22 protein-coding genes and 1 pseudogene are annotated in these 23169 nt (G+C 65.9%); 11 read left to right on the top strand and 12 right to left on the bottom strand.

Features of this window, described 5'->3' with window-relative positions; translation table 11 throughout:
* The first annotated feature begins 154 nt into the window (after positions 1 to 154).
* A complete protein-coding gene (locus tag RTW82_RS27460) occupies positions 155 to 484 on the top strand; it encodes a hypothetical protein (protein ID WP_021220783.1) in 330 nt (109 codons plus the stop codon).
* A 241-nt stretch (positions 485 to 725) separates the two neighbouring features.
* On the opposite strand, the pseudogene RTW82_RS27465 reads toward RTW82_RS27460, so the two are convergent.
* The 4 genes and pseudogenes from RTW82_RS27465 to RTW82_RS27480 all read right to left on the bottom strand — a co-directional run bounded on the left by RTW82_RS27465 (position 726) and on the right by RTW82_RS27480 (position 4045).
* Positions 726 to 927 (bottom strand): annotated as a pseudogene (locus RTW82_RS27465) (demethoxyubiquinone hydroxylase family protein).
* Between the two features lie 85 nt (positions 928 to 1012).
* The gene (locus tag RTW82_RS27470) at positions 1013 to 1483 is read right to left on the bottom strand and encodes a hypothetical protein (protein WP_316927059.1); all 471 of its coding nucleotides are present in this window, start codon (positions 1481 to 1483) and stop codon (positions 1013 to 1015) included.
* A gap of 76 nt (positions 1484 to 1559) precedes the next feature.
* Positions 1560 to 2192 (bottom strand): DUF2931 family protein, encoded by a 633-nt coding sequence (locus RTW82_RS27475; protein ID WP_316927060.1) that lies wholly within the window; start codon positions 2190 to 2192, stop codon positions 1560 to 1562.
* Entirely contained in the window at positions 2189 to 4045 is a 1857-nt protein-coding gene (locus tag RTW82_RS27480) for a phospholipase effector Tle1 domain-containing protein (RefSeq protein ID WP_316927061.1), read from the bottom strand. The genes RTW82_RS27475 and RTW82_RS27480 overlap by 4 nt, the downstream gene beginning before the upstream one ends.
* A gap of 426 nt (positions 4046 to 4471) precedes the next feature.
* Here RTW82_RS27480 and RTW82_RS27485 point away from each other — a divergent pair, with 426 nt between their 5' ends.
* The 6 genes from RTW82_RS27485 to RTW82_RS27510 all read left to right on the top strand — a co-directional run bounded on the left by RTW82_RS27485 (position 4472) and on the right by RTW82_RS27510 (position 12394).
* A complete protein-coding gene (locus RTW82_RS27485; protein ID WP_031288220.1) occupies positions 4472 to 5176 on the top strand; it encodes an ABC transporter ATP-binding protein in 705 nt (234 codons plus the stop codon).
* The gene (locus RTW82_RS27490) at positions 5173 to 6384 is read left to right on the top strand and encodes an ABC transporter permease (RefSeq protein WP_316927062.1); all 1212 of its coding nucleotides are present in this window, start codon (positions 5173 to 5175) and stop codon (positions 6382 to 6384) included. Before RTW82_RS27485 ends, RTW82_RS27490 begins: the two co-directional genes overlap by 4 nt.
* A complete protein-coding gene (locus tag RTW82_RS27495) occupies positions 6377 to 7864 on the top strand; it encodes a TolC family protein (RefSeq protein ID WP_410478859.1) in 1488 nt (495 codons plus the stop codon). Before RTW82_RS27490 ends, RTW82_RS27495 begins: the two co-directional genes overlap by 8 nt.
* Positions 7854 to 9107, top strand: coding sequence for an efflux RND transporter periplasmic adaptor subunit (locus tag RTW82_RS27500; protein ID WP_316927063.1), 1254 nt, complete (start codon positions 7854 to 7856; stop codon positions 9105 to 9107). The genes RTW82_RS27495 and RTW82_RS27500 overlap by 11 nt, the downstream gene beginning before the upstream one ends.
* Before the next feature lie 1094 nt (positions 9108 to 10201).
* Complete coding sequence (praA, locus tag RTW82_RS27505; protein WP_316927064.1) at positions 10202 to 10738, top strand: alkane oxidation protein activator PraA; 537 nt, start codon at positions 10202 to 10204, stop codon at positions 10736 to 10738.
* A gap of 195 nt (positions 10739 to 10933) precedes the next feature.
* On the top strand, positions 10934 to 12394 hold the full coding sequence (locus RTW82_RS27510) for an outer membrane protein transport protein (RefSeq protein ID WP_316927065.1): 1461 nt from the start codon (positions 10934 to 10936) through the stop codon (positions 12392 to 12394).
* Positions 12395 to 12702: 308 nt separating this feature from the next.
* On the opposite strand, the gene RTW82_RS27515 is transcribed toward RTW82_RS27510, so the two are convergent.
* The 6 genes from RTW82_RS27515 to RTW82_RS27540 form a co-directional block, all read right to left on the bottom strand.
* Positions 12703 to 12924: a DUF3203 family protein gene (locus RTW82_RS27515; RefSeq protein ID WP_316927066.1), complete on the bottom strand. Its 222-nt coding sequence runs from the start codon at positions 12922 to 12924 to the stop codon at positions 12703 to 12705.
* A gap of 78 nt (positions 12925 to 13002) precedes the next feature.
* Positions 13003 to 13773, bottom strand: a complete 771-nt coding sequence (locus tag RTW82_RS27520) for an alpha/beta hydrolase family protein (RefSeq protein ID WP_316927067.1) — start codon at positions 13771 to 13773, stop codon at positions 13003 to 13005.
* A complete protein-coding gene (locus RTW82_RS27525; protein WP_316927068.1) occupies positions 13760 to 14872 on the bottom strand; it encodes a DUF3182 family protein in 1113 nt (370 codons plus the stop codon). Before RTW82_RS27525 ends, RTW82_RS27520 begins: the two co-directional genes overlap by 14 nt.
* 27 nt (positions 14873 to 14899) lie before the next feature.
* Positions 14900 to 15325 carry a hypothetical protein gene (locus RTW82_RS27530; protein ID WP_316927069.1) on the bottom strand — a complete coding sequence of 142 codons (426 nt, stop codon included), beginning with the start codon at positions 15323 to 15325 and terminating at the stop codon, positions 14900 to 14902.
* Between the two features lie 39 nt (positions 15326 to 15364).
* Entirely contained in the window at positions 15365 to 15625 is a 261-nt protein-coding gene (locus RTW82_RS27535) for a hypothetical protein (RefSeq protein ID WP_271661045.1), read from the bottom strand.
* A gap of 72 nt (positions 15626 to 15697) precedes the next feature.
* Positions 15698 to 16075, bottom strand: a complete 378-nt coding sequence (locus RTW82_RS27540) for a Rho termination factor N-terminal domain-containing protein (protein WP_184490209.1) — start codon at positions 16073 to 16075, stop codon at positions 15698 to 15700.
* Positions 16076 to 16404: 329 nt separating this feature from the next.
* On the opposite strand from RTW82_RS27540, the gene RTW82_RS27545 reads away from it, so the two are divergent.
* Positions 16405 to 16800: a DUF2513 domain-containing protein gene (locus RTW82_RS27545; RefSeq protein ID WP_316927070.1), complete on the top strand. Its 396-nt coding sequence runs from the start codon at positions 16405 to 16407 to the stop codon at positions 16798 to 16800.
* Between the two features lie 32 nt (positions 16801 to 16832).
* Positions 16833 to 19301, top strand: a complete 2469-nt coding sequence (locus RTW82_RS27550; RefSeq protein WP_271661047.1) for a glycogen/starch/alpha-glucan phosphorylase — start codon at positions 16833 to 16835, stop codon at positions 19299 to 19301.
* A gap of 321 nt (positions 19302 to 19622) precedes the next feature.
* On the opposite strand, the gene RTW82_RS27555 is transcribed toward RTW82_RS27550, so the two are convergent.
* Both RTW82_RS27555 and RTW82_RS27560 read right to left on the bottom strand, forming a co-directional pair.
* Positions 19623 to 20057, bottom strand: a complete 435-nt coding sequence (locus tag RTW82_RS27555) for a hypothetical protein (RefSeq protein ID WP_316927071.1) — start codon at positions 20055 to 20057, stop codon at positions 19623 to 19625.
* Complete coding sequence (locus tag RTW82_RS27560; RefSeq protein ID WP_316927072.1) at positions 20054 to 20311, bottom strand: hypothetical protein; 258 nt, start codon at positions 20309 to 20311, stop codon at positions 20054 to 20056. Before RTW82_RS27560 ends, RTW82_RS27555 begins: the two co-directional genes overlap by 4 nt.
* Before the next feature lie 381 nt (positions 20312 to 20692).
* On the opposite strand from RTW82_RS27560, the gene RTW82_RS27565 reads away from it, so the two are divergent.
* A complete protein-coding gene (locus RTW82_RS27565; RefSeq protein WP_081672301.1) occupies positions 20693 to 20866 on the top strand; it encodes a general stress protein in 174 nt (57 codons plus the stop codon).
* 145 nt (positions 20867 to 21011) lie between these two features.
* On the top strand, positions 21012 to 23147 hold the full coding sequence (gene katE / locus RTW82_RS27570) for a catalase HPII (protein ID WP_316927073.1): 2136 nt from the start codon (positions 21012 to 21014) through the stop codon (positions 23145 to 23147).
* Positions 23148 to 23169: the final 22 nt, after the last annotated feature.

Raw genomic sequence — 23169 nt, forward strand, 5'->3', positions numbered from 1 at the left:
ATAGCGACGTCTGGCGTCGGCAGTCTATGGCGGACCGTGTGAGTGGGCTCGCGCCCAGCCGGTTTTCGCGTGATTTCCCCGGTACTTCCACCTCGCACGGTCCGCCACCCTTCATGCAGTAGGTGGCGGCTCTATCACAGGATGGAGTACTGCCATGACCCTTCCCGAGATCACCCCTCGCATCTTCCTGCGTCACCAGCGTCAACTGCGCGCTTTCCTGATGGGCCACGAAGCCTGGTTTTCCACCCGCGACCTGCGCCGCCTGCTCAACACCGATATCAACCGCCGGACCCTGTTCCGCCTCTGCGACGACCAACACCGCCGCGTGCGCCTGCGCACCGCCAACGGCTGGTTCGAGGAGGAGGCGGTGGTGAGCGAATCCGGCCTGCATGATCTGCTCAGCGTCTACTGCTTCCACCCGGAAAACCGCATGCTGCGGCGCTGGGTCAGCCAGGAAGTGGTGGCGGTGCTGCGCGTCGGTTGAGCGGCCTCCCAGGCAATGCACCCAGCGGTGCGTTGCCAGGCCTGCCCCGGGCTGAAGCCCGGGCTACACGCGGTTTGGCACGTAGGTTGGCGCCGAGCCTGCGAGGCCCAACGCAGCGGTGCGTCGACTAGAGACGCAGGCTGAGCTGGATGACCGCTTCGGTGCTCAGTCGCACCAGCGGCGCCAGCGAATAGGCCCAATGACCGCCGGCGAGCTCTTCCCACTCATCGTGATGCTGCTGCTATTCCGCGAGGATCGAACCGATACAGGCGCTGGCGGCGGGGTCCTGATCGGCCAGGGTCGCCAACTGTTTGTCGAGATGCCGCAGCACCACATGCTCCACAGCCGCCGTAGTCGTGGCGATGGCCCGCTGGCCCAGCAACCCGGTGATCAGCCCGAGCAGCCATGAATATCTGCCCGCTGTAGATGCATACCGCACCCATTTCGCCGGCGTGGTTAACCTTGAGGAAGCGGCTGCCGGTGTTCAACACAGGGGCTCCGAGAGGCGGGCGGTGAGATGAGGTCGGTTCAGAACACCACTCGCGGCCGGAATACCGGGCGGCCACCACCACAGCCACCGTACCTGCACAGGATGCTGTTGCCCGCCTCGGTGGGCAGCAGCTGCACGTTGGCCTCGGCGTCGAAGGCGATTCGGTAGCGGCTGGCGGCCAGGTTGGACAGCGGCACCATGAGCTGGGCGCGGCCGCAATCGCCGGCGTCGACGGCCAGGTCCCATTGGCCGTAGGGGAGTTGGAAAGCGGCCGATTCCGCAATCTCCAACTGCACGGCGAGCTGGCCATTGATGTAGACGCTGGCCAGGCATTTGCGCCCCCACCAGGCATCGTCGCGGTTGACGATCAGGTACTGGCTCGGCTCGGCCGGTGTTTCCTGATAGGCGAACAACCGCTCTGGCGGAACCGGCCAGGTCTGGTTGGCGGGGATCTGTTTGCTTTGGCAAGCGGTGAGCAGCAGGTAGCAGAGCAGCAGGAGAGGGCGCATGGTTCATCCTTGAATGGGTGTTGCCGGGCGTGACTATACCCGGCAGCCAGGCGCCGGAGAATTGGATCGCTAACGATTACCAGGATTCATAAGGGATGCCGTTTTGCTTGATATAGGCCGCCGATTCAGGCTCAAGCGCAGGCCAGGCGTACTGCCCATTGGTTTCGCCCTGTGACGGCCCCAGTGGTTCGACCTTGGCCTGGTAGCGCCCGATCTCGATATTCGACAGGCATGGCCCGCCCACCCAGGCCTTGGCGATGCCACCGGGGGCCATGCCGATGGAGACGATCTTGCGGTAGTCGGTCTCCCAGCTTTTGGAGCCTTGGCAGTAGGTGCGCTGTGGCTTGACCATCTCGTCGCGTACCCATTGCGGGATATCGATGCGCAGCTTGTAGGTCTGCGGCTCCACCAGGGACTGCCAGCGCACGAACAGCGTTTCGGGCAAGTCGACATTGGATGCCTGCTTCATGGCACCGCCGCCGTTGTGCCAGCCAACCGGGTTGCCGGTGTAGCTGACGACTCCACCGTGGATATGGAAGTACGCCAGTCCTCGGCGATCGATGACATCCACGCTTTCCACCCAGACCTCCATGAATCGTGGCGCGGCAAGACCGACGTACCAGTAGTCATAGGGCAGCCTCGGTCGGCCGGAGCCTGCCGCGCAACCGGCCAGGGCGAGGATGACGAGGGCCAGCAACAGGCGCTTCATTGCGGGTACCCCGCTTGCGGTCGGTTGTTGAAGACCAGCCGCTGGTTGGGTGCGGGTTTGCTGATCAGCAGCCCCTTGCTCGGTGTCCAGTGGGCGGACAGGTGGATATAGCGTGCCCACAGGTGGCGCAGGTCGTCGGGGCTCAGCTGGGATGGGGCGCCTTGTACATAGGCGAGGATTTTCTCGGCAATGGGGGCAAGGTCATCCGGAATGGCGAACTCCGGTGATGAGGGCAGGGATTTGAACGGCACCCCATGCTTCACCCCCAGCTCACGCATGGCGCGCAAGGCCACCCGCGATAACTCGCCACGCACCTTTCGCTGTAGCACGACACCGACCAAGGCTTGCAGGCCGGTTCGCTCCTTATCGGGGTGGGTGCGCTGGACCGGCCAGGCGTTGATCCGGATTTCGCCATCGCCGGGCAGGCCGAGGGACTGGAGGCGGCTGACTTCGTGCTGGGCCTCCAGCCACGCCGGGGTGGCGTCCAGCGGTTGGCCGGTGCGTTCCGTTGCCAGGCGCGGTTGGGAGGCCAGCAGGCGCTCTTCCATCAGCGGCGGGTAGCCGCCACCGATATCCGAATGGACGCCTGGCAGGCTGATTTCCTGGTGATGCGGAGCCACGCTGTTGAGCGCGAAGTTCCAGCGCCGCTCGGAGGCTGCCACCAACTGGACTACCTTGCGCGCGCAACCAGGAGGCAAGTAGAGATTGATGCCGGGGTTGTAGGCGTTGGCCGGGCTCCAGTCGCCTCGCAGCGGGTCGACCGTCGCCGCCACGGTATCGAACAGGCCGATGAAGTTGAGGCGGGTATCGCGCCGCCAGTCGAAGCTTGAGGCCAAGCCGAACCGGCCGCCCCGGAGCACCTCGGCGAGCAGACCTCCATCGGGTTTGAGCACTTCGTTGGCGAAGTGCCGAGCTGCCGCCGCGCCGCGACTGAAACCGAAGAGGTCGAACTCCAGCGTACGTATCTGTATGCCTGGGTGGGTTTGAATGAACAGGTTCAGTTGGTCTTTGATCTTGTCCGGGCTCTGTGCCACCCGATACAGGATGCCGGTATCGCCCCGCCCGCTGGCCTGGGCCGGCAGTACGGAGTCCGAGCCGCCACTGGTTGTGCCGATGCCTTCAAAATAAAGGCGTGCGAAGCCTGTGGCGCTGTCTGCAGAAGCAGGTGTGGCGGTGTTGTCCGGATACAGCGCATAGAGATACGCCACATTGCTCGGCGCATTGCCGTAGCTGTTGTCAGGCACTTGGCGGAAGAGGCCACCCTCGTCCGGGTCACGGTAACCGTAGCGGGCGCAGTGGCTGATGAGGGCGCTCAGTGCTTCTTCGTCGAACTGCTGGCGATCCTCGCGCCTGCAATGTTCGGTGAGTGCCGAGTTGGCCTGGTTGTTACCGGTGCCATCGAAGAACAGGCCCAGGCGCAGCGTGATGCCGAAGTCCTCTTTCTTCTCTTCCTCGCTTTTCTGCCCATGCTCTTGGAGGTTGTTCCTGGCGGGCTCTGACGTGTGTGCGGGGCGTGTGGTGGCAAATGGTGTTGCGGTTGCTGTGGGGGCCGCGTTGGCGGTGGTGGCGCTTCGATTGGAGTTGTACGTTGCGCTGGATAGCGAGTGGATCAACAGCGAGCCGCAGGGGCAGCTGCTGGCGCTGTCCAGCGTACCTGCCATCTTTCGTCCTCGGCTGCGCATGTGCGCGATGCCGCCGACGATCAGGTAGACCTTGCCATCCTTGCCACAGGTGACACGGTCGCCCTCCCGGGCGTGGACGACTCCGCGCCATTTGACCTGGTTGTCGCCCTCCAAAACCGTTCCCCCGCAGGTGGTTTTGTCGCCTGCGCGAATGAAATGCCCAATAGCCATGTCGATTCCCTTTCCGTTGTCGTTGAACGGTGCCCAAGCGCCTGGTACGCCTGGCCGTGAACCGCGCCAGCAGCCCGTAATCGGGGCAAGGCGCGAGTCCTCAAGGCTCGGGATGTGGCAAGGGAAAGGAAATCGGAAAGGGCTGAAGGTGGGGCGTGTGCTGTCCGTAAAGGCTCGACGCATCTGGCCGGGCGTGGAAGGTACGCAATGAGCTGAAGGGTTGGCTGTCAGGTTGAGTGGGGCAATTCCGACCCTTCGCCAAACTAAAGATTGGCTATACCTCCTGTGGGTTCCTGGCCTTACTGGCGGGTGTTAATTATCTGAGCCAGGGCTCTGGCATCCCGAGTGGCCTGCCTTTTTCCACGGGATGGGAACGGAACCCCTGTATCGGTCCGCTAAAGGATGCAGGTCAGCGGAAACATGGACATGTTGAACAACAATAACGAGCGGCTCATCCGCCTGCGGGATATCGAAAAGCGCTATCGGCTCGCCGAGCAGGAGCTGCGCATCCTCAGTGGGGTCTCCCTGGAGATCGCCCGGGGCGAGAGCTGCGCCATTCTCGGCAGTTCCGGTTCGGGCAAGAGCACGCTGCTGAATATTCTCGGCCTGCTCGACCTGCCCAGCAGCGGCTTCTACCACCTGGGTGGCCACGATGTGTTCACGGCCAGCCCGGATGACCTGGCGGCGCTGCGCAACCGCCTGATCGGCTTCGTCTTCCAGAGCTTCAACCTGCTGCCCCGGCTCAGCGCGCTGGACAACGTCGCCTTGCCCCTGAGCTACCGCGGCGTGGCCCTGCGCGAGTCCCGCGAGCGGGCCCATGCCATGCTCGAGCGGGTGGGCCTGGCGGCGCGTGCCGGGCACCTGCCGGCGGACCTTTCCGGCGGCCAGCGCCAGCGCGTGGCCATCGCCCGTGCGCTGGTGGGCGAGCCGGCGCTGATCCTCGCCGACGAGCCCACCGGCAACCTCGATGCCGCCACCGCCGAAGACATCATGCAGCTACTGCTGGAGCTCAACCGCGCCAATGGCGTGACCCTGGTGATCGTCACCCACGACCCCGGCATCGCCGCCCGCCTGGAACGGCGCATCCGCGTGCGCGAGGGCAGGGTGGTGGACGAGGCGGTCCCGGCATGACGCTGCTGGAGTCGGCCCCGGCCCCCTCGCTGACGCAGTTGCTGCACGAGGCGCTCGGCAGCCTGCGCAACCTCGGGCGGCGCTCGCTGCTGGCGCTGCTGGGCATCGTCATGGGCAGCTGCTCGGTGATCGCCCTGTTGAACATCGGCCAGAACGCCGCCGACCAGGCCATGAGCGTGTTCCGCGAGATGGGCACCGAGGCGGTGGTGGTGCAGCTGCCTTCCGTGGCGCGGGGGAGCGACGGCCTGCCATTGGTGCTGGACGGCCCGACCCTCGAGGCGAGCGTGCCCGGCATCGAGCACGTCAGCCCGCTGGTGCTCTACAGCAGCCAGGTGGTGTTCCACGGCCGCACCCGCAGCCTGGCCCTGGTGGGCGCCGATGCGTCCCTGGGCGATGCAGCGCGCTTGCGGGTGGCCCAGGGGCGCTACCTGTCGGCTTTCGACGCCCGCCAGACTTTCGTTGTGGTCGGTGCCCAGGCGGCCCTGGCGCTGGGGGTTCCGGGCGACCCGCTGCAGCTGGGCGACCGTGTGCGCATCGATGACTACCAGTTCCAGGTGATCGGCATCCTCAAGCCCCAGGGCGCTGGCGGCATCATTCCCTTCACCGCCGACGACGCGCTGTTCCTGCCGCCGGCGGGCATGGCGCGCATCAACCCGGCGCCGAGCATCAGCACGCTGATCGCCCGGGTGGTGCCGGGCAAGGACGTGGCCACCATCGGTGAGCGCCTGCTGCAACGGGTCAACCGCGAGATCGCCGGCGAGCAGAAGGGCACCCTGCAGGTGGCCCAGCAGATGATCGACGCCATGCAGCAGCAGACCCGCACCTTCACCTACCTGCTGGCGGCCCTGGGCGGCATCTCCCTGGTGGGCGGCGGGGTGGGGGTGATGAACGTGATGCTGATGAACGTCAGCGAGCGGCGCCGCGAGATCGGTGTGCGCATGGCCCTGGGTGCGCGGCGCCGCGACATCCGCAACCTGTTCCTGCTGGAGGCTGTGACGCTCACCGCCGCCGGTGCCGTTTCCGGCGCCTTGCTCGGCGTGGCTGCCGCCTGGGGCTACGCACGCCTGTGTGGCTGGGACTTCGCCCTGGCGTCCTCGGCATTGCCGCTGGGCATTGGCAGCACGCTGCTGGTGGGGCTGTTCTTCGGCCTGCACCCGGCCATTTCGGCCGCGCGCCTGCAACCGGTGGAGGCCCTGCGTGATGCGTAGCCGCCTGCTGCCCTTCGCCCTGCTGATGGTCATCCTGCCGGCCCAGGCCAAACCCTGGGGCGAGGAGCGCCTGGACCCCTCGGCGCCGACCATGGAGCGCCAGGGTAACGGCCCGCTGCTCAGCGAGCAGATGGCCGACCTGTCATTGCTGGATGCGGTATTCCTCGGCCTGCGCAACAACCGCAGCATCCAGAGCAGCTACCTGCGGCGCATCGCCGAGAAGTTCGACCTGCGCGTCTCCGAAGACGTGTTCAACCCCAAGCTCTATATCACCGGCAGCTACCGGGCCAACCGCAACCACCAGGACCGCTACCGCGATGGCCGCATCGGCCCGACGGCCACCCTGCTGAACGAGTACGGCACGCAACTCGCGCTGGGCTGGAGCACGGGCTACAACGACGCCGACCGGGCCGGGCGTACGCGTAACGATGGCGTCGACCTGAGCATCATCCAGCCCCTGCTGCGCGGCGCCGGGCGCGAGGTGAACACCGCGCCGGTGCGCCTGGCCCAGCTGTCGGAGCAGGCCAACCGGCTCAACCTGAAGTCCAGCGTGTCGCAGACGGTGACCGCCATCATCAGCGCCTACCGCAACCTGCTGCGCGCCCAGGAGCAGCAGCGCATCGCCCGTGCCGCGCTGGAGCGCACCCAGCAACTGGTCTCGGTCAACCGCTCGATGATCGAGGCTGGGCGCATGGCCGAGTTCGAGATCGTGCAGACCGAGGCCGACCTCGCCACCCAGGAACTGAGCGTGGAGGAGGCCGCCAACCAGCTGGATTCCGCGCGCCTGGAGCTGCTGCGCCTGCTGGCTCTGGACCTGTCCTCGCAGGTGCGCGCCAGCGACGCCCTGGAAGCCGAGCGCATCGAGGTCAACCGTGAGCAGGCGGTGCGGCTGGCCGAGCAGCAGCAACCGGACTACCTGCGCCAGCTGATCAACCGCCAGCAGGCGGACATCAACCTGGTGGTGGCGAAGAACCAGCGGCTCTGGGACCTGTCCCTGGAAGTGGGCGGCAGCCAGACGCGGGACCGCTACGACTACCCGCACACCAGCGGCAGCGACCGTTCCTGGGACAGCTACGCCGGGGTTCGCGTGGACATCCCCATCGGCGACCTGACGCGGCGCCAGGGCGAGGTGCAGGCACGGGTCAACGTCGAGGACCAGGAGCTGCAGGTGGCCGACGCGCGGCAGGCGCTGGAGCGCAACGTCACCGACGTGGTGCGTGACGTGGGCACGCGCTGGCGCCAGCTGGAGATCGCCAACCGTGCGCTGGAGCTGTCGCGGCGCAAGCTGGACATCGAGCGTGACAAGCTCAACGCCGGGCGCTCCAGCAACTTCCAGGTGCTCAGCTTCGAGAGTGACCTGCGCAACGCCGAGAACGCCCGCCTCAATGCGCTGATCGCCTACCTCGACGCGCAGACGCAACTGGACCTGGCCCTGGGCATGACGCTCGACAGATGGGACATCTCGCTCAATGACTACTGACCGTTCCCCGCTGGCCCGCCGCGGCCTGCTGCTCGCCGTCGCCGTGCTGGTCATCGCCGGCATCACCTGGGGCCTGCGCGAGGCGCCCGGGGCGGCGCCGACGGCCATGCACTGGCAGCGCGTGGACCCGGCGCCGCTGGAGCACAGCATCGGCCTGGTGGGGCGCATCGAACCGGACAGGACCCTGGCGCTGGGCGCGCCTTTCGCCGGCATCGTGGCCGAATCCCTGGTGGAGCCGGGGCAGCGGGTCCAGGCCGGGCAGTTGCTGCTGCGCATGGACGCGGCCGAGACCGAGGTGCAGCAGCGCGATGCGCTGTCGGCCCTGCTCAAGGCGCGGCGCGCGGTGCAGGAGCTCAAGGACTGGGACAGCGGCGAGGAAATGTCCCGTGCCCGCCGGACCCTGCGCAGCGCCCAGCTGGCCCTGGCCAGCACCGAGAAGAAGCTCGGTCAGACCCGCGCGCTGTTCGACCGCGGCATCATCCCGCGCAACGAGCTGGAAGACCTGGAACAGCAGGAGCGCCTGCAGCGTTTGGACCTCAGCGCCGCCGAGCGCGACCTGGCCCGTTCCCAGGCGCGCGGCAGTGGCGAATACCTGCAGATCGCCGAAATGGAACTGGCCAATGCCGAGGTCAAGCACCAGGCCCTGCGCAAGCTGTTGGAGGCCAAGGACATCAAGGCGCCGTTCTCCGGCATCGTTGTCGCGGCCCCCGGCCTGAGCCTGGAGGACGCCGCGCGCGGCCCGGTGCAGGCCGGCTCCCAGGTGACCCAGGGCTCGCCGCTGTTCGGGTTGGCCAGCATCGAGCAACTGAAGATCGTCGCGCGGGTCTCCGAGCTGGACGTCAACCAGCTGCGCGAAGGCATGGCGGTGGACGTGCAGGGCGATGGCTTCGAGGGTGAGGCGTTGCATGGGCAGGTGAGCGTGGTCGGTGGCCAGGCGCTGCCGAGCACCCAGGGCGGCGCACAGTTCGAGGTGATGGTCGCCATCCCCGACCTCAGCGAAGAACAGATGCGCCGGGTGCGCCTGGGCATGAGCGCACGGCTGTCGATCCTTGCCTACCGCAACGAAGCGGCCATGGTGGTGCCGCCTGAGGCCCTGCGCAACGCAGAAGGGCGCTGGCTGCTGGACTACCGCCCCACCCTCGAACAACCCGAGCGCGAAGTGGAGGTGCGCACCGGCCGCTCCACCCCCGCCGGTGTCGAAGTCTTCGGCCTGGAGCCAGGGTTCATCGGCGTCTCCGGCTGACCCCTGCGTTTCGCCATCCCCGCCGGGTTTCACCCGGCCTACGCCGAACCCTCATGCAATCCCCGTAGGTTGGCGCCGAGCGCAGCGAGGCCCAACGCTGCCGAGCCCATCGAGGCACCGATGCGTTGGGCTTCGTCGCTCAATTCAACCGGCGAGATGCATCGGTTTTATGCCTCCAACTCGCACGATCGCGCGTATTACCCGGCTTTCTGCCCGCAGATTCGCCGTGGATGGACGCGGATTCATTTTTCGAACAATCAATTCATGCACCAGAACGATGCGGCGGATGGGCGAGTGTCCGTGATGGAAACACCCGTCAAGCCCCGAGTTGTCGGGATAGTCAGCTATATGGCGTGCGACCTTTGACGCGGGTGTGTAGGAAGTTCCCGCTTTTGCGGCTTCGCTGGCAGGCTCTGGAGCGGGGGTACCCAACCTTTTGCTAGGTATGAAATGCGGTCCAGCAACCTAATCTCGTTCCCGGCGCTACCCACTGGGAAGTCACCCACAAGGGCACAAGCCCGGGTCCCACAGGTAAGACGCCGATGAGTAACAACCCCTGGCGAGTCGGTAAAGATCGCTACGCATTGGAACGCAGCAGGGAGGTGGCAACGGATGCTCCATTTTTCGCCTGTATCAGGCAACGCCCCTATCACTCGCCGGGAATCTGCCGCCCGGCTCCCTCGCCTCGTATCGAGCCTGGTGCCCGAGCCGATGCGTCCTTTTCGCCCTGGTGGCGGAAGCGGTGGAAACCCTCTCGCAGGCCGTCGTGTGTCCATGGCCCTGCATCGAAACGAGCGTGACTGAACAACAGCGTTGAGGAACTCGTCCGGCACTTGCTTCGGCAAGTACCGGCCCGATCAGTGCCATGCGGACGTTGTTGGATGGATGACATGACGCAGCCTGGATAGCTGCACTTCGATTGTTATGTATCCGCAACGGAAGTTGGCCTGGGAACTTGCCCGGAAACAGTGTGGCGTCGCCGATTGAAGCCGGAGTTGGAATAACGTCCGCCGGTAACTTGAAGCAGCGGGTGACTGGGCAAGTTTGAAAAGCGGTCATGGGTTAAACAGGAAGGTCTTCGTGGTGTATTCCCAGTGACCAAAAACAAAACCATGTTTTGCTTATTCAACCAAGGAACGAAAACAATGAAAATGTCCAAAATCTCCGTTGCTACCGCTGCTCTGGCTCTGTGCATGGGCGCTTCCTCGGCCATGGCCGTAACCATCACCCCGGCCAACACCGCCTTCTCCGCCAAGGGTGTTTCGGTGGTCAAGCCTGGCTTCCTGTCGCCCGTGACCTGCAACGTGGAATTCATCGGCACCACCTCCGTGGGCGGTGCTGATAAAGCCACCATCACTGCCGTGAACATCACCGGCGGCGGCTTCTGCGGTGCAGCCAGCGCAGCCGGCCTGCCCTGGACCCTGACCGCCTCCAGCCTCACCGCTGGCAGCGTCAGCGGTGTCAAGTTCACCGTGGCTGGCATCAACTGCAGCTCTTCTCCGGTCACCGTGAATGGTGTCTGGAGCAACTCTGCCAACAAGCTCACCCTGAACCCGAACCAGCCGGTTGGCTCTTGCACCATCCAGAGCCTGTATGTGAATCCGACCCCGGCATTCACGCTGGTTCCGTAAGCGTGAACGGCCTTCCCATCCCAGGGTGGGAAGGCCGCTTTCATTGTGATTGGAATACTGTCGCGATATGGGTTCAGCACAGTGGGCAAGTAATAAAGGTTTCAAGCCATTAGTGAGGAAGTTTGATTTTCTGAACTATTAGTTGTGCAGGACGCGCCCCGTGAGGCAGAAAATTATAATAAGCAAGGAGTTGTGATGAAGACGTATTCGAAGCGCCCCTCTCTTTTCAATTTCACGCGCAAACGCAGTTTGCTGAGTTTGGCCGTACTCAGTGCCGTTATCGGTGTTCAACAAGCCGAAGCGGGCGCTTTCGCCGTACCCACTTATGGCACGCCCGGCTGGGGCCGTGCCTTCGCCGGTGGCTCGGTGTGGAAGAACGACCCCAGCGCCGCCTTCAACAACCCGGCCGCCATGGCCTTTATCGAGCGCCCCATCGGCCAGGTATCGGCGATCTATGCCGATATCGACATGAAATTCAAAGGGGAGGCCTATGACTACGCGGGCAACCCCCGTAGCGAACTCATCGATGTTAACGGGCCCGAAACTCGGGAGCTGGGTGATGGCGGTAACGGCGGGTTCAGCAAGTGGTTGCCCACCCAGTTCCTGGTCATCCCTGTCGGTGATCGCTTCGCTATTGGCCTTGGTCAAGTTGTCCCCATGGGCATGCGCAGCACGTGGGACAAGAACTTCAAAGCCAAAGACTTCGCCCTGGATACCAAGATCGAGACGGCGGCCCTGGCCGGCTCGCTGTCCTTCAAGATCGATGATCAGTGGGCGGTCGGCGGTGGGGTTGTGATTCAGCGTACCCAGGGCTTCGTGAGCCAGAACGTGGACCTCATGGCTGCCGCTGCGGCAAACCCGGGTTCCATTTTCGCAGGTGGCTTACCCAGTGGTGTCACCAGGGCGACGATGCGTGTGAAGGTCGACAACGTATCCCCGGGCTGGTTTGCCAGCGTTGCCTGGAAGCCAACCGCCCAGGACACCTTGGGCCTGGCGTACCACGCCAAGATCAAGAACGAGCTGGACGGGGACTACAACTGGCATTTCTCGGATGCCAATGGATTGAACTTCCTCACCTCGCCCGAATTGATGAACCCCGATGCTTTGGCACAAGCGGGCTATGCAGGGCTGATATTGAATCCCAATGGTGACCACGCCGAATCGCGCATGGACATCCCGGCCATGGCCACCTTCGACTGGGTGCACGATTTCAACGACAGCTTTAGCCTGGGCGCCAGCGTGACCTGGACCGAGTGGTCGTCCTTCCAGTCCCTGAAGCTGGAGTCCCACGGCAACCTGATCGTCGACATTCCCTACAACTACAAGGACACCTGGATGTACTCGGTGGGCGGTGACTACCGTCTCAACGACCAGCTGACCCTGCGCGCGGGCGTGGCGCTGGACCAGACGCCGACCCGCAACTCCACCCGCGATGCGCGCATCCCCGACGGTGACCGTACCTTCGTCTCCCTGGGTGGCAGCTACCGCTTCGCCTCCGACCCGAACCTGAGCGTGGATGTGGCCTATTCCCGCCAGTTCGTCGATGAAGGTCGCCTGCGCACCCAGAACCAACCGCGTCTGGGCGGCGGCAGCGTCGATGGCAAGGTGGAATCCAAGGGGCAGATCTTCAGCGTCTCGGCTACCTACATGTTCTAACAGGCCGCTGAAAACGCAGTCAGTTTCTCAATTGCCTGCAAAGACTGGAAATTCCCCATCTGTGCTCTCGATCGTCACCCGGTTCCCGGGGCATCGGGCCGATCAGAACAGGTGGGGAAGTTGGGGCGGGTCCGGGCTCGTGTCCTCACCACGGGTGGGCCTGCCCCCTTTTTACGTCGGCCGCCGGAAGGAATCAGCGGCCTTTCTCTTTTCCCTCGGGGCATTTCCTGTGCCCGTGCAGGGTGTCTTTGCTCGGGAGCGCCTGGGCCCTCAGCCCCTCCACCCCTCTGGGCAACACGGCGGCAAACTCAATCAGCGATGACGTTGTGTCGATCATCCTTGGCGCCAGCCCCCACCAGCACCTGGGCTTCGTCTTCGCTGATCAGCGCGTCGCCCGCCGGGCTGCGGATCACCGAGGCGCGCAGGCCGTCATCGGTGGCGATGACGATGTCGCGGATCGGCATTTCGCTGTGGTTGCCGTTCAGTTCGATGGCGCAGGTGCCGCCTTCCAGATCGATGTTCACGGACATGTCGTTCTCCTCGCGTGGCTGGGCCTGTTGGGTAGAAGCGCCTGCGCCCGTAAAGGTTCAGGCCGGGCGACCGGGGGCTCAGGAGTAGAAGGCCGAATGGTGGGGAAAGTTGCCCACCCGCTCGCCGATCACCATCTCGCTGATCCAGTCGGTCAGCAGGCCGGTGTAGGCCTTCTGGCTGCGGTCGCCGCTCAGCGCGTGGTCGGCACCGTCGAGGATGCGGTGGGTCAGCGAATGGGCGCGCTCGAAGGCGGCGCGGTAACTCATGATGGTCGGGTGCGGTACGAAGTCATCGTGCTCGGATTCGACGATCAGCACATCCCCCTCGAAGGCGGCGCAGGCCGCCATGGCGCGGTTCTCGCTCGGGCGCACGGCGGTCAGCCGGTAGCTCGCCAGGCGTTGGCGGTCGAGGGCGTGCTTGGGTGTGTCCCACTCATCATCCCAATACAGCGCGGGCACCCGCAGGGCCAGCCAGCGCACAGGGCGCAGGGTGCTGAGGATGGTCGCCAGGTAGCCGCCGTAGCTGCTGCCGATCACGGCGATGGCCGAGGTGTCGGTGGCGGGGTGGCTGGCCAGCATGTCGTAGGCGGCGATCAGGTCGTCGAGGTTGTCGGCGCGGGTCACCGTCTGTTTCTGCACCTCGGTCTTCTCGTGGCCGCGCAGGTCGAAGGTCAGGCACACACAGCCGAGCCCGGCAATGCCCTTGGCCCGCGCCAGGTCGCGCTGCTGGCTGCCGCCCCAGCCGTGGACGAAGAGGATGCCCGGCACCTTGGCGGCGGGGGTGAGGAAGGTCCCGGCGATCTGTTCGTTGGCGACCTGGATATCCACGCTTTCGCTACGCGACGCCATAAGGTTCCACCCTCGCGAATTTGCTGATGGGGCCGACTTCGGCATCGTCGCCCTGGTAGAGCAGGGTGGCCCCGCCCGGTATCTCGAACCCCGCGCCGTAGCGCTCGACGGTCGCCGCGCGGATGCACGTCAGCTGCGGGTCGGCGGCGAAGGCTTCGATCGCCAGTATTTCCGCCGCGCTGGCCCCGCCGATGCGCCAGGACTGCTCCAGCACCCCCGAGCGCAACTGGCCCCGGGCATTGATGCCCTGGGCGATGTCGTAGTTGCGCCGCGAGGCGAGGAAGCCCGGGAAGCATGCCTGGGCCGCCTGCTCGTAGGCCCGCGCCTGTTCGATGGCCAGGTGCACCGGTTCGTCACCGGCCAGGTCCAGCAGGTCTTTCCAGCCACCGCGTGCCACCAGCAGTTCCGAGCCGCCGTAGACGGAGACACCGCCATTGTCCTCGGTCAGCCCCTGGGTGCCGAAATAGCTGGCGGTGATGCCGGCCACCTGCACCTGGCCGACGCTGTAGGTGAGGACGTCGTCCAGGTGCTCTTCCAGCACCAGGCCCCAGGTGGCGATTTCGTCGAGGTCCTGGGCGGCGATGGCCTCGCGCAGCTGGTTCTCGTCGGTCACCCGGCACTGGCCGCGCCCGGCCGTGGCGCGCACCGGCTTGACCCGCACCGGCCCGGACAGCAGCAGGCGGATGCCGGCCTGCATGGCGTCGTCGATGTTGAAGGCGCTGTAGCCGCTGAGCACCGCGCGCCCGGCCAGGTGGAAGAAGCCTTCCGACCAGCCCGGCGGCGCATGGGCGGAGGGGCCGGGCAGGGGATGGGTGATGGCCTTGGTGGCCATGAAGGGCTCGGCGACCATGCCGCCGAAGAAGTCGGCGTCCGAACGGATGCCCAGTTCGCGGGCCTGGCCACGGCCGATCAGGGTGTCGCTGGGGATGAAGTAGCGCGCCCGTGCAGCGCTGTCCTGTCGATCCCCCAGGAAGGGCGTGTCGAGCAGGGCGGCGATATGTTCGCCAAGCCAGTGGTGCACGCGGCGTTCATGCTCGGGGGCATCGTGGCGCACATCGAGCAGGGCGACCCCTTCGCGGGGTGATGGGGATTCAGGCATGGGGCTGCTCCTCGTGGCGACGGGTGATCAGGGGGCCTGCCAGGTGCCGCCGCCGCTTTCGCAATCGATCTTCGCCTGCGCCGGGTCCTTGGCCGTGTAGTGGTAGGTGACCACCTTGGCGTCGGCGGGGATGTTGGCCGGGTCGCTGCCTTCTTCGCCGCTGGACTGCGGGTTGGCCAGCGCCTCCTGGGTGAGGGCGCCCGTACAGCGGCCGAACCAGCCGCTTTTGCAGCTGGCTACCTTGCGCTTGTCGTTCTGCAGCATGTCCTTGCTTTCGTTGCTGCAGGACCAGTCGACCGCGCCGGCTGGCATGCCGGAGTACTCGTAGCAGGTCTCGGTTTCGACGCCGGGTACCTGGCGGCTCACCGGGTGGGTCTCCACCTGGCAGGCATCGGCCAGCGCCAGGGGCGAGGCCAGGCAGGCGGCCAGCAGCAGGGGCATCCTCAGGGTCATGACGGTTCTCCTCGCGCACCCTTGGCGCGCCGTGTGCGACTACTGCTGGAAGGGCGTTTTCACCAGGCTGGCCGGATTGACCAACTGCTTGCCCGGCGGCACCCGCTCCACCACTGGCAGGGGGTGCAGCTGATGCACGCTGGCGCGGGGGCGGGTACGGCTGATGCCGCGGTAGATGGCGGCGGCGCCGACCAGGATGTCGGCGAGCCCGAGCAGGCCACGGGTGGCGACGCCCTTGCGGATCAGCAGGATGCCGCCGCCGATGGCGACCAGGCGTTCCATGTTGGACGGTTCGGCCATGGGGTTCTCCTTGGTTGGCGCGACCGGGAAGGCCGGCCGCGCGTGATCGTCGTGCGTGATCAGGGGGGGCGGTCAGGCGGCTTTCTTCAGGGCCTTGACCAGCTCGTCCTTGCGCATCCGCGAACGGCCGGGAATCTTCAGCGCCCGGGCACGAATCATCAGGTCGGCCTTGCTGGTGTCTTCCAGGCGGGTGCCGGGGCGTGGGGCGCCGTGCTTGGTCGCCACGGCACGACGGGCCGAGGAACGACGCGCCGCCGCCTTGCTTGCCGGCGAGGTGCTGCGGCCCGAGCCGCCGGCCTTCTCGCCGCCGCCGGATTGCTTGTTGACCGTGGCCCAGGCGCGGGCCTCGGCTTCGCCCTGGGGCACGCCCTGGCGCTCGTAGCCTTCCTCGATATGGGCGGCCTTGCGCTTCTGGGCTTCGGTGTACTTGTCTTTGCTTCCGCGTGGCATATGAACCTCCGTGCGTCGCGTTCGACTCGCCCCGTGCGGCCTGTGCCGCTCCGGGGGCCCTCAGGTTTTCTGAATGGCCTCGGCGAGCAGAGTTCAGGTTTTTGCCGGCGGGCCATGACCGGCGGTCGCGGTGCGACGTGCGAAATGCACGATTAGGTTGAACTCTCGCCGCTCCCCGGCGGACTCACCTCCTAGGGGATGGAAGCGCGCTCCGCACCGGCTCCGGTGCGCCACCGCACGACGTTGCGCAGCTTCGGCCGAACTGTGCCGGGCGGCACCTCCTCGCACGCATGCAATCGCGCACCGATAGGGCATAAGGACACCGCGACATGAAAAGAGACTGGGACCTGATCAGGGCCTTGCTGCTGGAGATCGAATCACTCGGAACCGGCCAGCACTTCCACCCCCAGCCCTACGCCGGGCACACACTGGAGTCGGTCAGCCACCACCTCCACCTGATGTGCCAGGCGGGCCTCGCCGAGTGCACCGCGCATCACCCCTGGAACGGTGACCCGGTGATGATCGCCAAGGGCCTCACCCTGGCCGGCCACGACCTGCTCGACCCCATCCGTGATGACGACGCCTGGGAGGCGACCAAGGCCTTCCTGCAACAGCGCATGGGCGGCATCAGCCTGGAGACGCTGCGCTCCACGACCCGGCCGCCTGCCACGGGCGACACCGCGCGTCACCTGCGCCTGGCGCACAACGACGCACTGTTCAACTGAGGGTTCGCGCCTCATCAGCCAAGGAGCAGGACATGTCCACCGAGAAAGCCGCCACCCCGGCCGGCCCCACACCGGTCGAGGCGTTCAAGCAGAACATCCTCGCCAAGCTCAAGTACGCGGTCGGCAAGGACCCACGCAACGCTTACAGCCACGACTGGTTCGAAGCCGTCGCCCTGGCCGCCCGTGACCACCTGGTGGACAACTGGGAAGAGGCCGAGGCGCAGGTCGACCGCAAGCAGCACAAGCGCGTCTATTACCTGTCCCTGGAGTTCCTCATCGGGCGCCTGCTGGTGGACTGCCTGAGCAACCTCGGGCTGCTGGAAACCGCCCGCGCGGCCCTCGCCGAGCTGGACGTGGACCTGGACACCATCCGCCAGGTGGAGCCCGACGCGGCCCTGGGCAACGGTGGCCTGGGGCGCCTGGCGGCCTGCTTCATGGAGAGCATGGCGACCCTCGGGCTCGCCGCCCACGGCTACGGCATCCGCTACGAGCACGGCCTGTTCCGGCAGGTGGTCAGTGATGGCTGGCAGCAGGAGCACACCGAAACCTGGCTGGATTTCGGCAACCCCTGGGAGTTCGAGCGGCCCGAGGTCAGCTACAACATCGGCTTCGGTGGCAGTGTGCTCACCGAAGATGGCGAGGGCGAGGTGCCACGGCAGGTCTGGCAGCCCAACGAAACCCTGCGCGCCATCGCTTATGACACCCCGGTGGTGGGCTGGCGCGGTGCCAGCGTCAACACCCTGCGTCTGTGGCGCGCACGGGCCATCGAAGACCTGCAGCTGGAACGCTTCAACGCCGGCGACCACTTCGGCGCGGTGGCCGATGTGGTGCGCGCCGAGAGCATCTCGCGGGTGCTGTACCCGGCCGACAGCACCGAGGCCGGGCAGGAGCTGCGCCTGCGTCAGGAATACTTCTTCGTTTCCGCCTCGCTGCAGGACCTGCTGCACCGCCACATGACCAGCCACGGCGACATCCGCTCGTTGCCGGAGAAGGCGGCGATCCAGCTCAACGACACCCACCCGGCCATCGCCGTGGCCGAGCTGATGCGCCAATTGGTGGATGTCTACCAGATCGAGTGGTACGCGGCCTGGGAAATGACCGTGGCGACGCTGTCCTACACCAACCACACCTTGCTGCCGGAGGCGCTGGAATCCTGGCCGGTGTCGCTGATGGAGCGCCTGCTGCCCCGGCACATGCAGATCATCTACCTGATCAACGCCTACCACATCGATTCCCTGCGCGCGCAGGACATCCACGACTTCGCCCTGCTGCGCTCGGTGTCGCTGATCGAGGAAGACCACGGGCGCCGGGTGCGCATGGGCAACCTGGCGTTCCTCGGCTCCCACAGCATCAATGGCGTTTCGGCGCTGCACACCGACCTGATGCGGGAAACCGTGTTCCGCGACCTGCACCGGCTCTACCCGCAGCGCATCGGCAACAAGACCAACGGCGTGACCTTCCGCCGCTGGCTGTACCAGGTGAACCCGCTGCTCACCGGGTCCCTGGTGGACGCCCTCGGCGAAAACCTGCTGGACGCCCCCGAGGAGCTGCTGCGCAACCTCGAGCCCCATGCCGACAAGGCCGGCTTCCGCAAGCAGTTCGCCGCCCACCGCCAGCAGAACAAGGCGGCCCTGGCGCGGCTGGTGCACGAGCGCCTGGGCATTCACCTGGACACCGAGGCGATCTTCGATGTGCAGGTCAAGCGCATCCACGAGTACAAGCGCCAGTTGCTCAACCTGCTGCACACCGTGGCGCTGTACCAGGCCATCCGCAACGAGCCGACCACCGACTGGGCGCCACGGGTGAAGATCTTCGCCGGCAAGGCGGCGGCCAGCTATCACCAGGCCAAGCTGATCATCAAGCTGGCCAACGACATCGCCCGCACCATCAACGCCGACCCGACGGTGCGCGGGCTGCTCAAGGTGGTGTTCATCCCCAACTACAACGTCAGCCTGGCGGAGGTGATCATCCCTGCGGCCGACCTGTCCGAACAGATCTCCACCGCCGGGCTGGAAGCCTCCGGCACCAGCAACATGAAGTTCGCCCTCAACGGCGCGCTGACCATCGGCACCTTGGACGGCGCCAACGTGGAGATGAGCCAGCTGATCGGCGCCGAGCACATGTTCATCTTCGGCATGACCGCCGGCCAGGTGGAGCAGCGCAAGCGTGCCGGCGAGCTGGACATGAGCGCGGTGATCGCCGGCTCCGAGCGCCTTAGCGGGGCGCTGGAGGCGGTGCGCCGTGGGGTGTTCTCGCCGGATGACCCGCACCGCTACGAAGCCCTGGTGGCGGGCCTGGTGCGGGACGACCGCTTCATGGTCTGCGCGGATTTCGACGCCTACTGGCACGCCCAGCGCCGCGTCGACGCCGCCTGGCAGAAGCCCGCGCAATGGTGGAAATCGGCCGTGCTCAACACCGCCCGCGCCGGCTGGTTCTCCTCGGACCGCACCATCGGCGAATACGCCGCCGACATCTGGAAGGTGCCCACCAACCGGGATTGACCGGAGCAGAGCAGGGGGCTGACGCGCGGGTGGACGACGCTCCACCCGTCCACCATTCGCCGCTCGAGGTGGCACCGCAGTCATGCCCTGGCAGGTGCTGTGTAGGGGCGACTTCAGTCGCCAAGCGACGCGCAGCGCCGCCGCTCTGTGTAGGAGCGAATTCATTCGCGATCAAGAGGGCACCGCGCGCCGGGTTTCACCCGACCTACCTGTCGCTCAACCATCGTGCTCACCTGCGACACCGCCTGGTGGAGGTGAAAAGCGACCTCCACCCTACACACCGGTCATGTCCCGGTGGCACGGACAACGCGGGGCGCCCCCTTACCAGAACCCTGCCTTGCGGCGTTCGGTGACGTAATCCAGGGGCAGGGCGAAGGCCTTGAGGAAGAAGGCGGCGAGGCGGGTGTCGATCACCGTTTCGTTGATCGAAGCCAACTGCGCGGGCAGGGTGCGGGTCTCGTCGTTGAAGGCGTAGAACTCTTCATGCACCAGGCTCAGGTTGGCCGCGTCGGCGATGATCCGGTAGTGGCTGGTGCGCGTCCCCGGGTTGCTGGCGGCCAGGCGCAGCTGCGGGTGCAGCGGGTCGCTGCTGTCCATCTCCACCGTCACTTCGATGCCGCCCCGGCGGGCGTGGCGCGCCGCTTCCTCGAACAGCGGCAGGGCCTGGCTGGCGAGGGCCGTTTCGACGTCGCGGAGAAACTCATGGGTCTTGCTGGGCGAGGGAAGCGAGGTCGGCTCGGGTGCGGCTGGATTCATGGCAAGGCTCCATCGGGTTGCGAACGCAGGACCGACCACTCTTCCAGCAGCGCGGGCCCCAATTCGAATAGAGCCTCCTGGTTGCCATAGGTTGCACGGGTAATGCCCACCACCGTCAGCTGCCGTTCGCCATCGTGCAGGTGAATGGTCAGTGTGCCATCCGCCTCCATCACGCAGTGGCCATGGGTGCTGGGCCGCAGACGCTGGTTGAAGTGGATTTCGATATCGCGGGCATTGGGTTGGCTGCTGGGCACGGTGACTACCTCCGGTCGCAGGATAGGGGCGGCAACTCCGCTCCGGTGTCTTGCCTGTTTTCACCTTAAACCCCTGTCGACACGCGTAAATACTGGCCAACGGCCCAGGTACGGTATGGGCCGGGAATTGCCCGTGATTACATCAGCCTGCGGCCGTGAAATACCTCCCGGCAATTAGTTGGCGGCGGCCCCTGTGATTGGCGTTCGCTATCGACGCCCCAGTCGTGGCCATAGCCGCACTCAATCGACAGCCCCACAGCCCGCGCCGAACGGGGTGCAAATAGTTAGAACCTCTCCGCAATGCTGCCCTCAGACCTTCTAGGCGCCGGTTTGGCGCCTGCTCCACCAACGTCAGATCAACGACCAGAGAGGACCTGTGCAATGGCTCAACATCGAGGCGGCAAAGGCAACTTCGCAGAAGACCCACAACGCGCATCCGAAGCCGGTAAGAAGGGCGGACATGTGAGTGGTGGCAATTTCAGGAACGACCCGGCACGCGCATCCGCAGCCGGCCGCAAGGGAGGACAGCGCAGCCACAGCAATAACAGTGACTGACGCCTAACGGGGGGCGGCGGCATGCGGCCGTCGCTCCCCACCCTTGCCGCATCACCTGCCACACCCGTGATTACCTGCGCACGCGCAATGCGTCGTCAGGCCCGGCGCCTGCCTGGGCGTCGATTCCAAGCCAGGAGAAGATTCGATGCCCACCCAGAAGAAGACCGGCAGCCAACTCGCCGGTACCGACACCCCCGACCGTGAAAACAGCAACCGCAAGCTCGACCAACTGGAGGGCTTTCGCGAAGACGCTACCGACCAGGCCCTGACCACCAACACCGGCACGCGCATCGCCGACAACCAGAACAGCCTGAAGGCTGGCGAGCGCGGCCCCTCGTTGCTGGAAGACTTCATCCTGCGGGAGAAGATCACCCACTTCGACCACGAGCGTATTCCCGAGCGCATCGTCCATGCCCGTGGCGCTGCGGCCCATGGCTACTTCCAGGTCTACGAGCCGCTGGCCGAGCTGACCAAGGCCGACTTCCTCAACGAGCCGGCGAAGAAAACCCCGGTGTTCGTGCGCTTCTCCACCGTGCAGGGCCCGCGTGGCTCGGCCGATACCGTGCGCGATGTGCGCGGCTTCGCGGTGAAGTTCTACACCGACGAGGGCAACTTCGACCTGGTGGGCAACAACATGCCGGTGTTCTTCATCCAGGACGCCATCAAGTTCCCCGACTTCGTGCACGCGGTGAAGCCCGAACCGCACAACGAAATCCCCACCGGTGCCTCGGCCCACGACACCTTCTGGGACTTCGTCTCCCTGGTGCCCGAGTCGGCGCACATGGTGCTCTGGACCATGTCCGACCGCGCCATCCCGGTGGGCTACCGGGGCATGCAGGGCTTTGGCGTGCACACCTTCCGCCTGATCAACGCCGAGGGCCGCAGCGTCTTCGTCAAGTTCCACTGGCGGCCCCTGTCGGGCGTCTACTCGCTGGTCTGGGACGAGGCGCAGAAGCTCGCCGGCAAGGACCCGGACTTCCAGCGCCGCACCCTCTGGGAAGACATCGAAAAAGGCGACTACCCGGAATGGGAGCTGGGCCTGCAGGTGATCCCCGAAGAGGACGAGCATAAGTTCGACTTCGACCTGCTCGACCCCACCAAGCTGGTGCCCGAGGAACTGGTGCCGGTGCGCAAGGTGGGCAAGCTGGTGCTCAACCGCAACCCGGACAACTTCTTCGCCGAGACCGAGCAGGCCGCCTTCCACCCCGGCCACCTGGTGCCCGGTATCGACTTCAGCAACGATCCGCTGCTGCAGGGGCGGCTGTTCTCCTACACCGACACGCAGCTCTCGCGTCTTGGTGGGCCGAACTTCAACGAGATTCCCATCAACCGCCCGCTGTGCCCGTTCCACAACAACCAGCGTGACGCCCAGCACCGGCAGACGGTGAACAAGGGGCGTGCTGCCTACGAGCCCAACTCCATCGACGGCGGCTGGCCGAAGGAGACGCCGCCCGCCGCGCGCAACGGTGGCTTCAGCAGTTACCACGAGCCGCTGTCGGGCACCAAGCTGCGCAAGCGCGCCGACTCCTTCGCCGACCACTTCTCCCAGGCGCGGCTGTTCTACAACAGCCTCAGCGAGACGGAGAAAGGCCATGTGGTGGCGGCCTACAGCTTCGAGCTGGGCAAGGTGGAGCGGGTGCACATCCGTGAGCGCCAGGTGAAGGAAATCCTCGCCAATATCGACCTCGACCTGGCCCGCCAGGTGGCCGAGAACCTCGGCCTCACACCGCCCCAGGCGCCCACGGTGCAGGTGCCGGAGATCGGTCTCAAGGCCTCGCCCGCACTGAGCCAGATGAACCTGCTGCCAGGCGATATCAAGTCGCGCAAGGTGGCCATCCTCATCGCCAATGGCGTGCAGGGCAGTGATGTGGAGTTCATCCAGGGCGAGCTGAGGAAGGCCGGTGCCAGCGCCAAGCTGCTGGCACCGAGTTCGGCACCGGTGAACACCGCCGAGGGCAAGCAACTGGTGCCCGATGCCACCATCGCCGGGCTGCCCTCCATCGCGTTCGATGCGGTGTTCGTGCCCGGTGGCGACAGTGCGGCGAAAACCTTCGGCGGGGATGGCGATGCGCTGCACTACCTGCAGGAGGCCTACAAGCACCTCAAGGCCATCGCGCTGTGCGGTGCGGCGGGCGACCTGGCCAGCCAGCTGCACCTTGAGGCGGACGAAGGACTGCTCAGCGGTCCCGCCGCCAAGGACGTCGCCAAGCCGCTGTTCGATGCCATCGCCAAGCACCGGGTCTGGGCGCGGGAGCCCAAGGCCAAGGCCGTACCGGCCTAGGTCGCAATGGGCGCCAGGGAGG

Origin of the sequence: Pseudomonas sp. zfem005 (assembly GCF_032621735.1) — a bacterium.
Classification (GTDB): domain Bacteria; phylum Pseudomonadota; class Gammaproteobacteria; order Pseudomonadales; family Pseudomonadaceae; genus Metapseudomonas; species Metapseudomonas solani.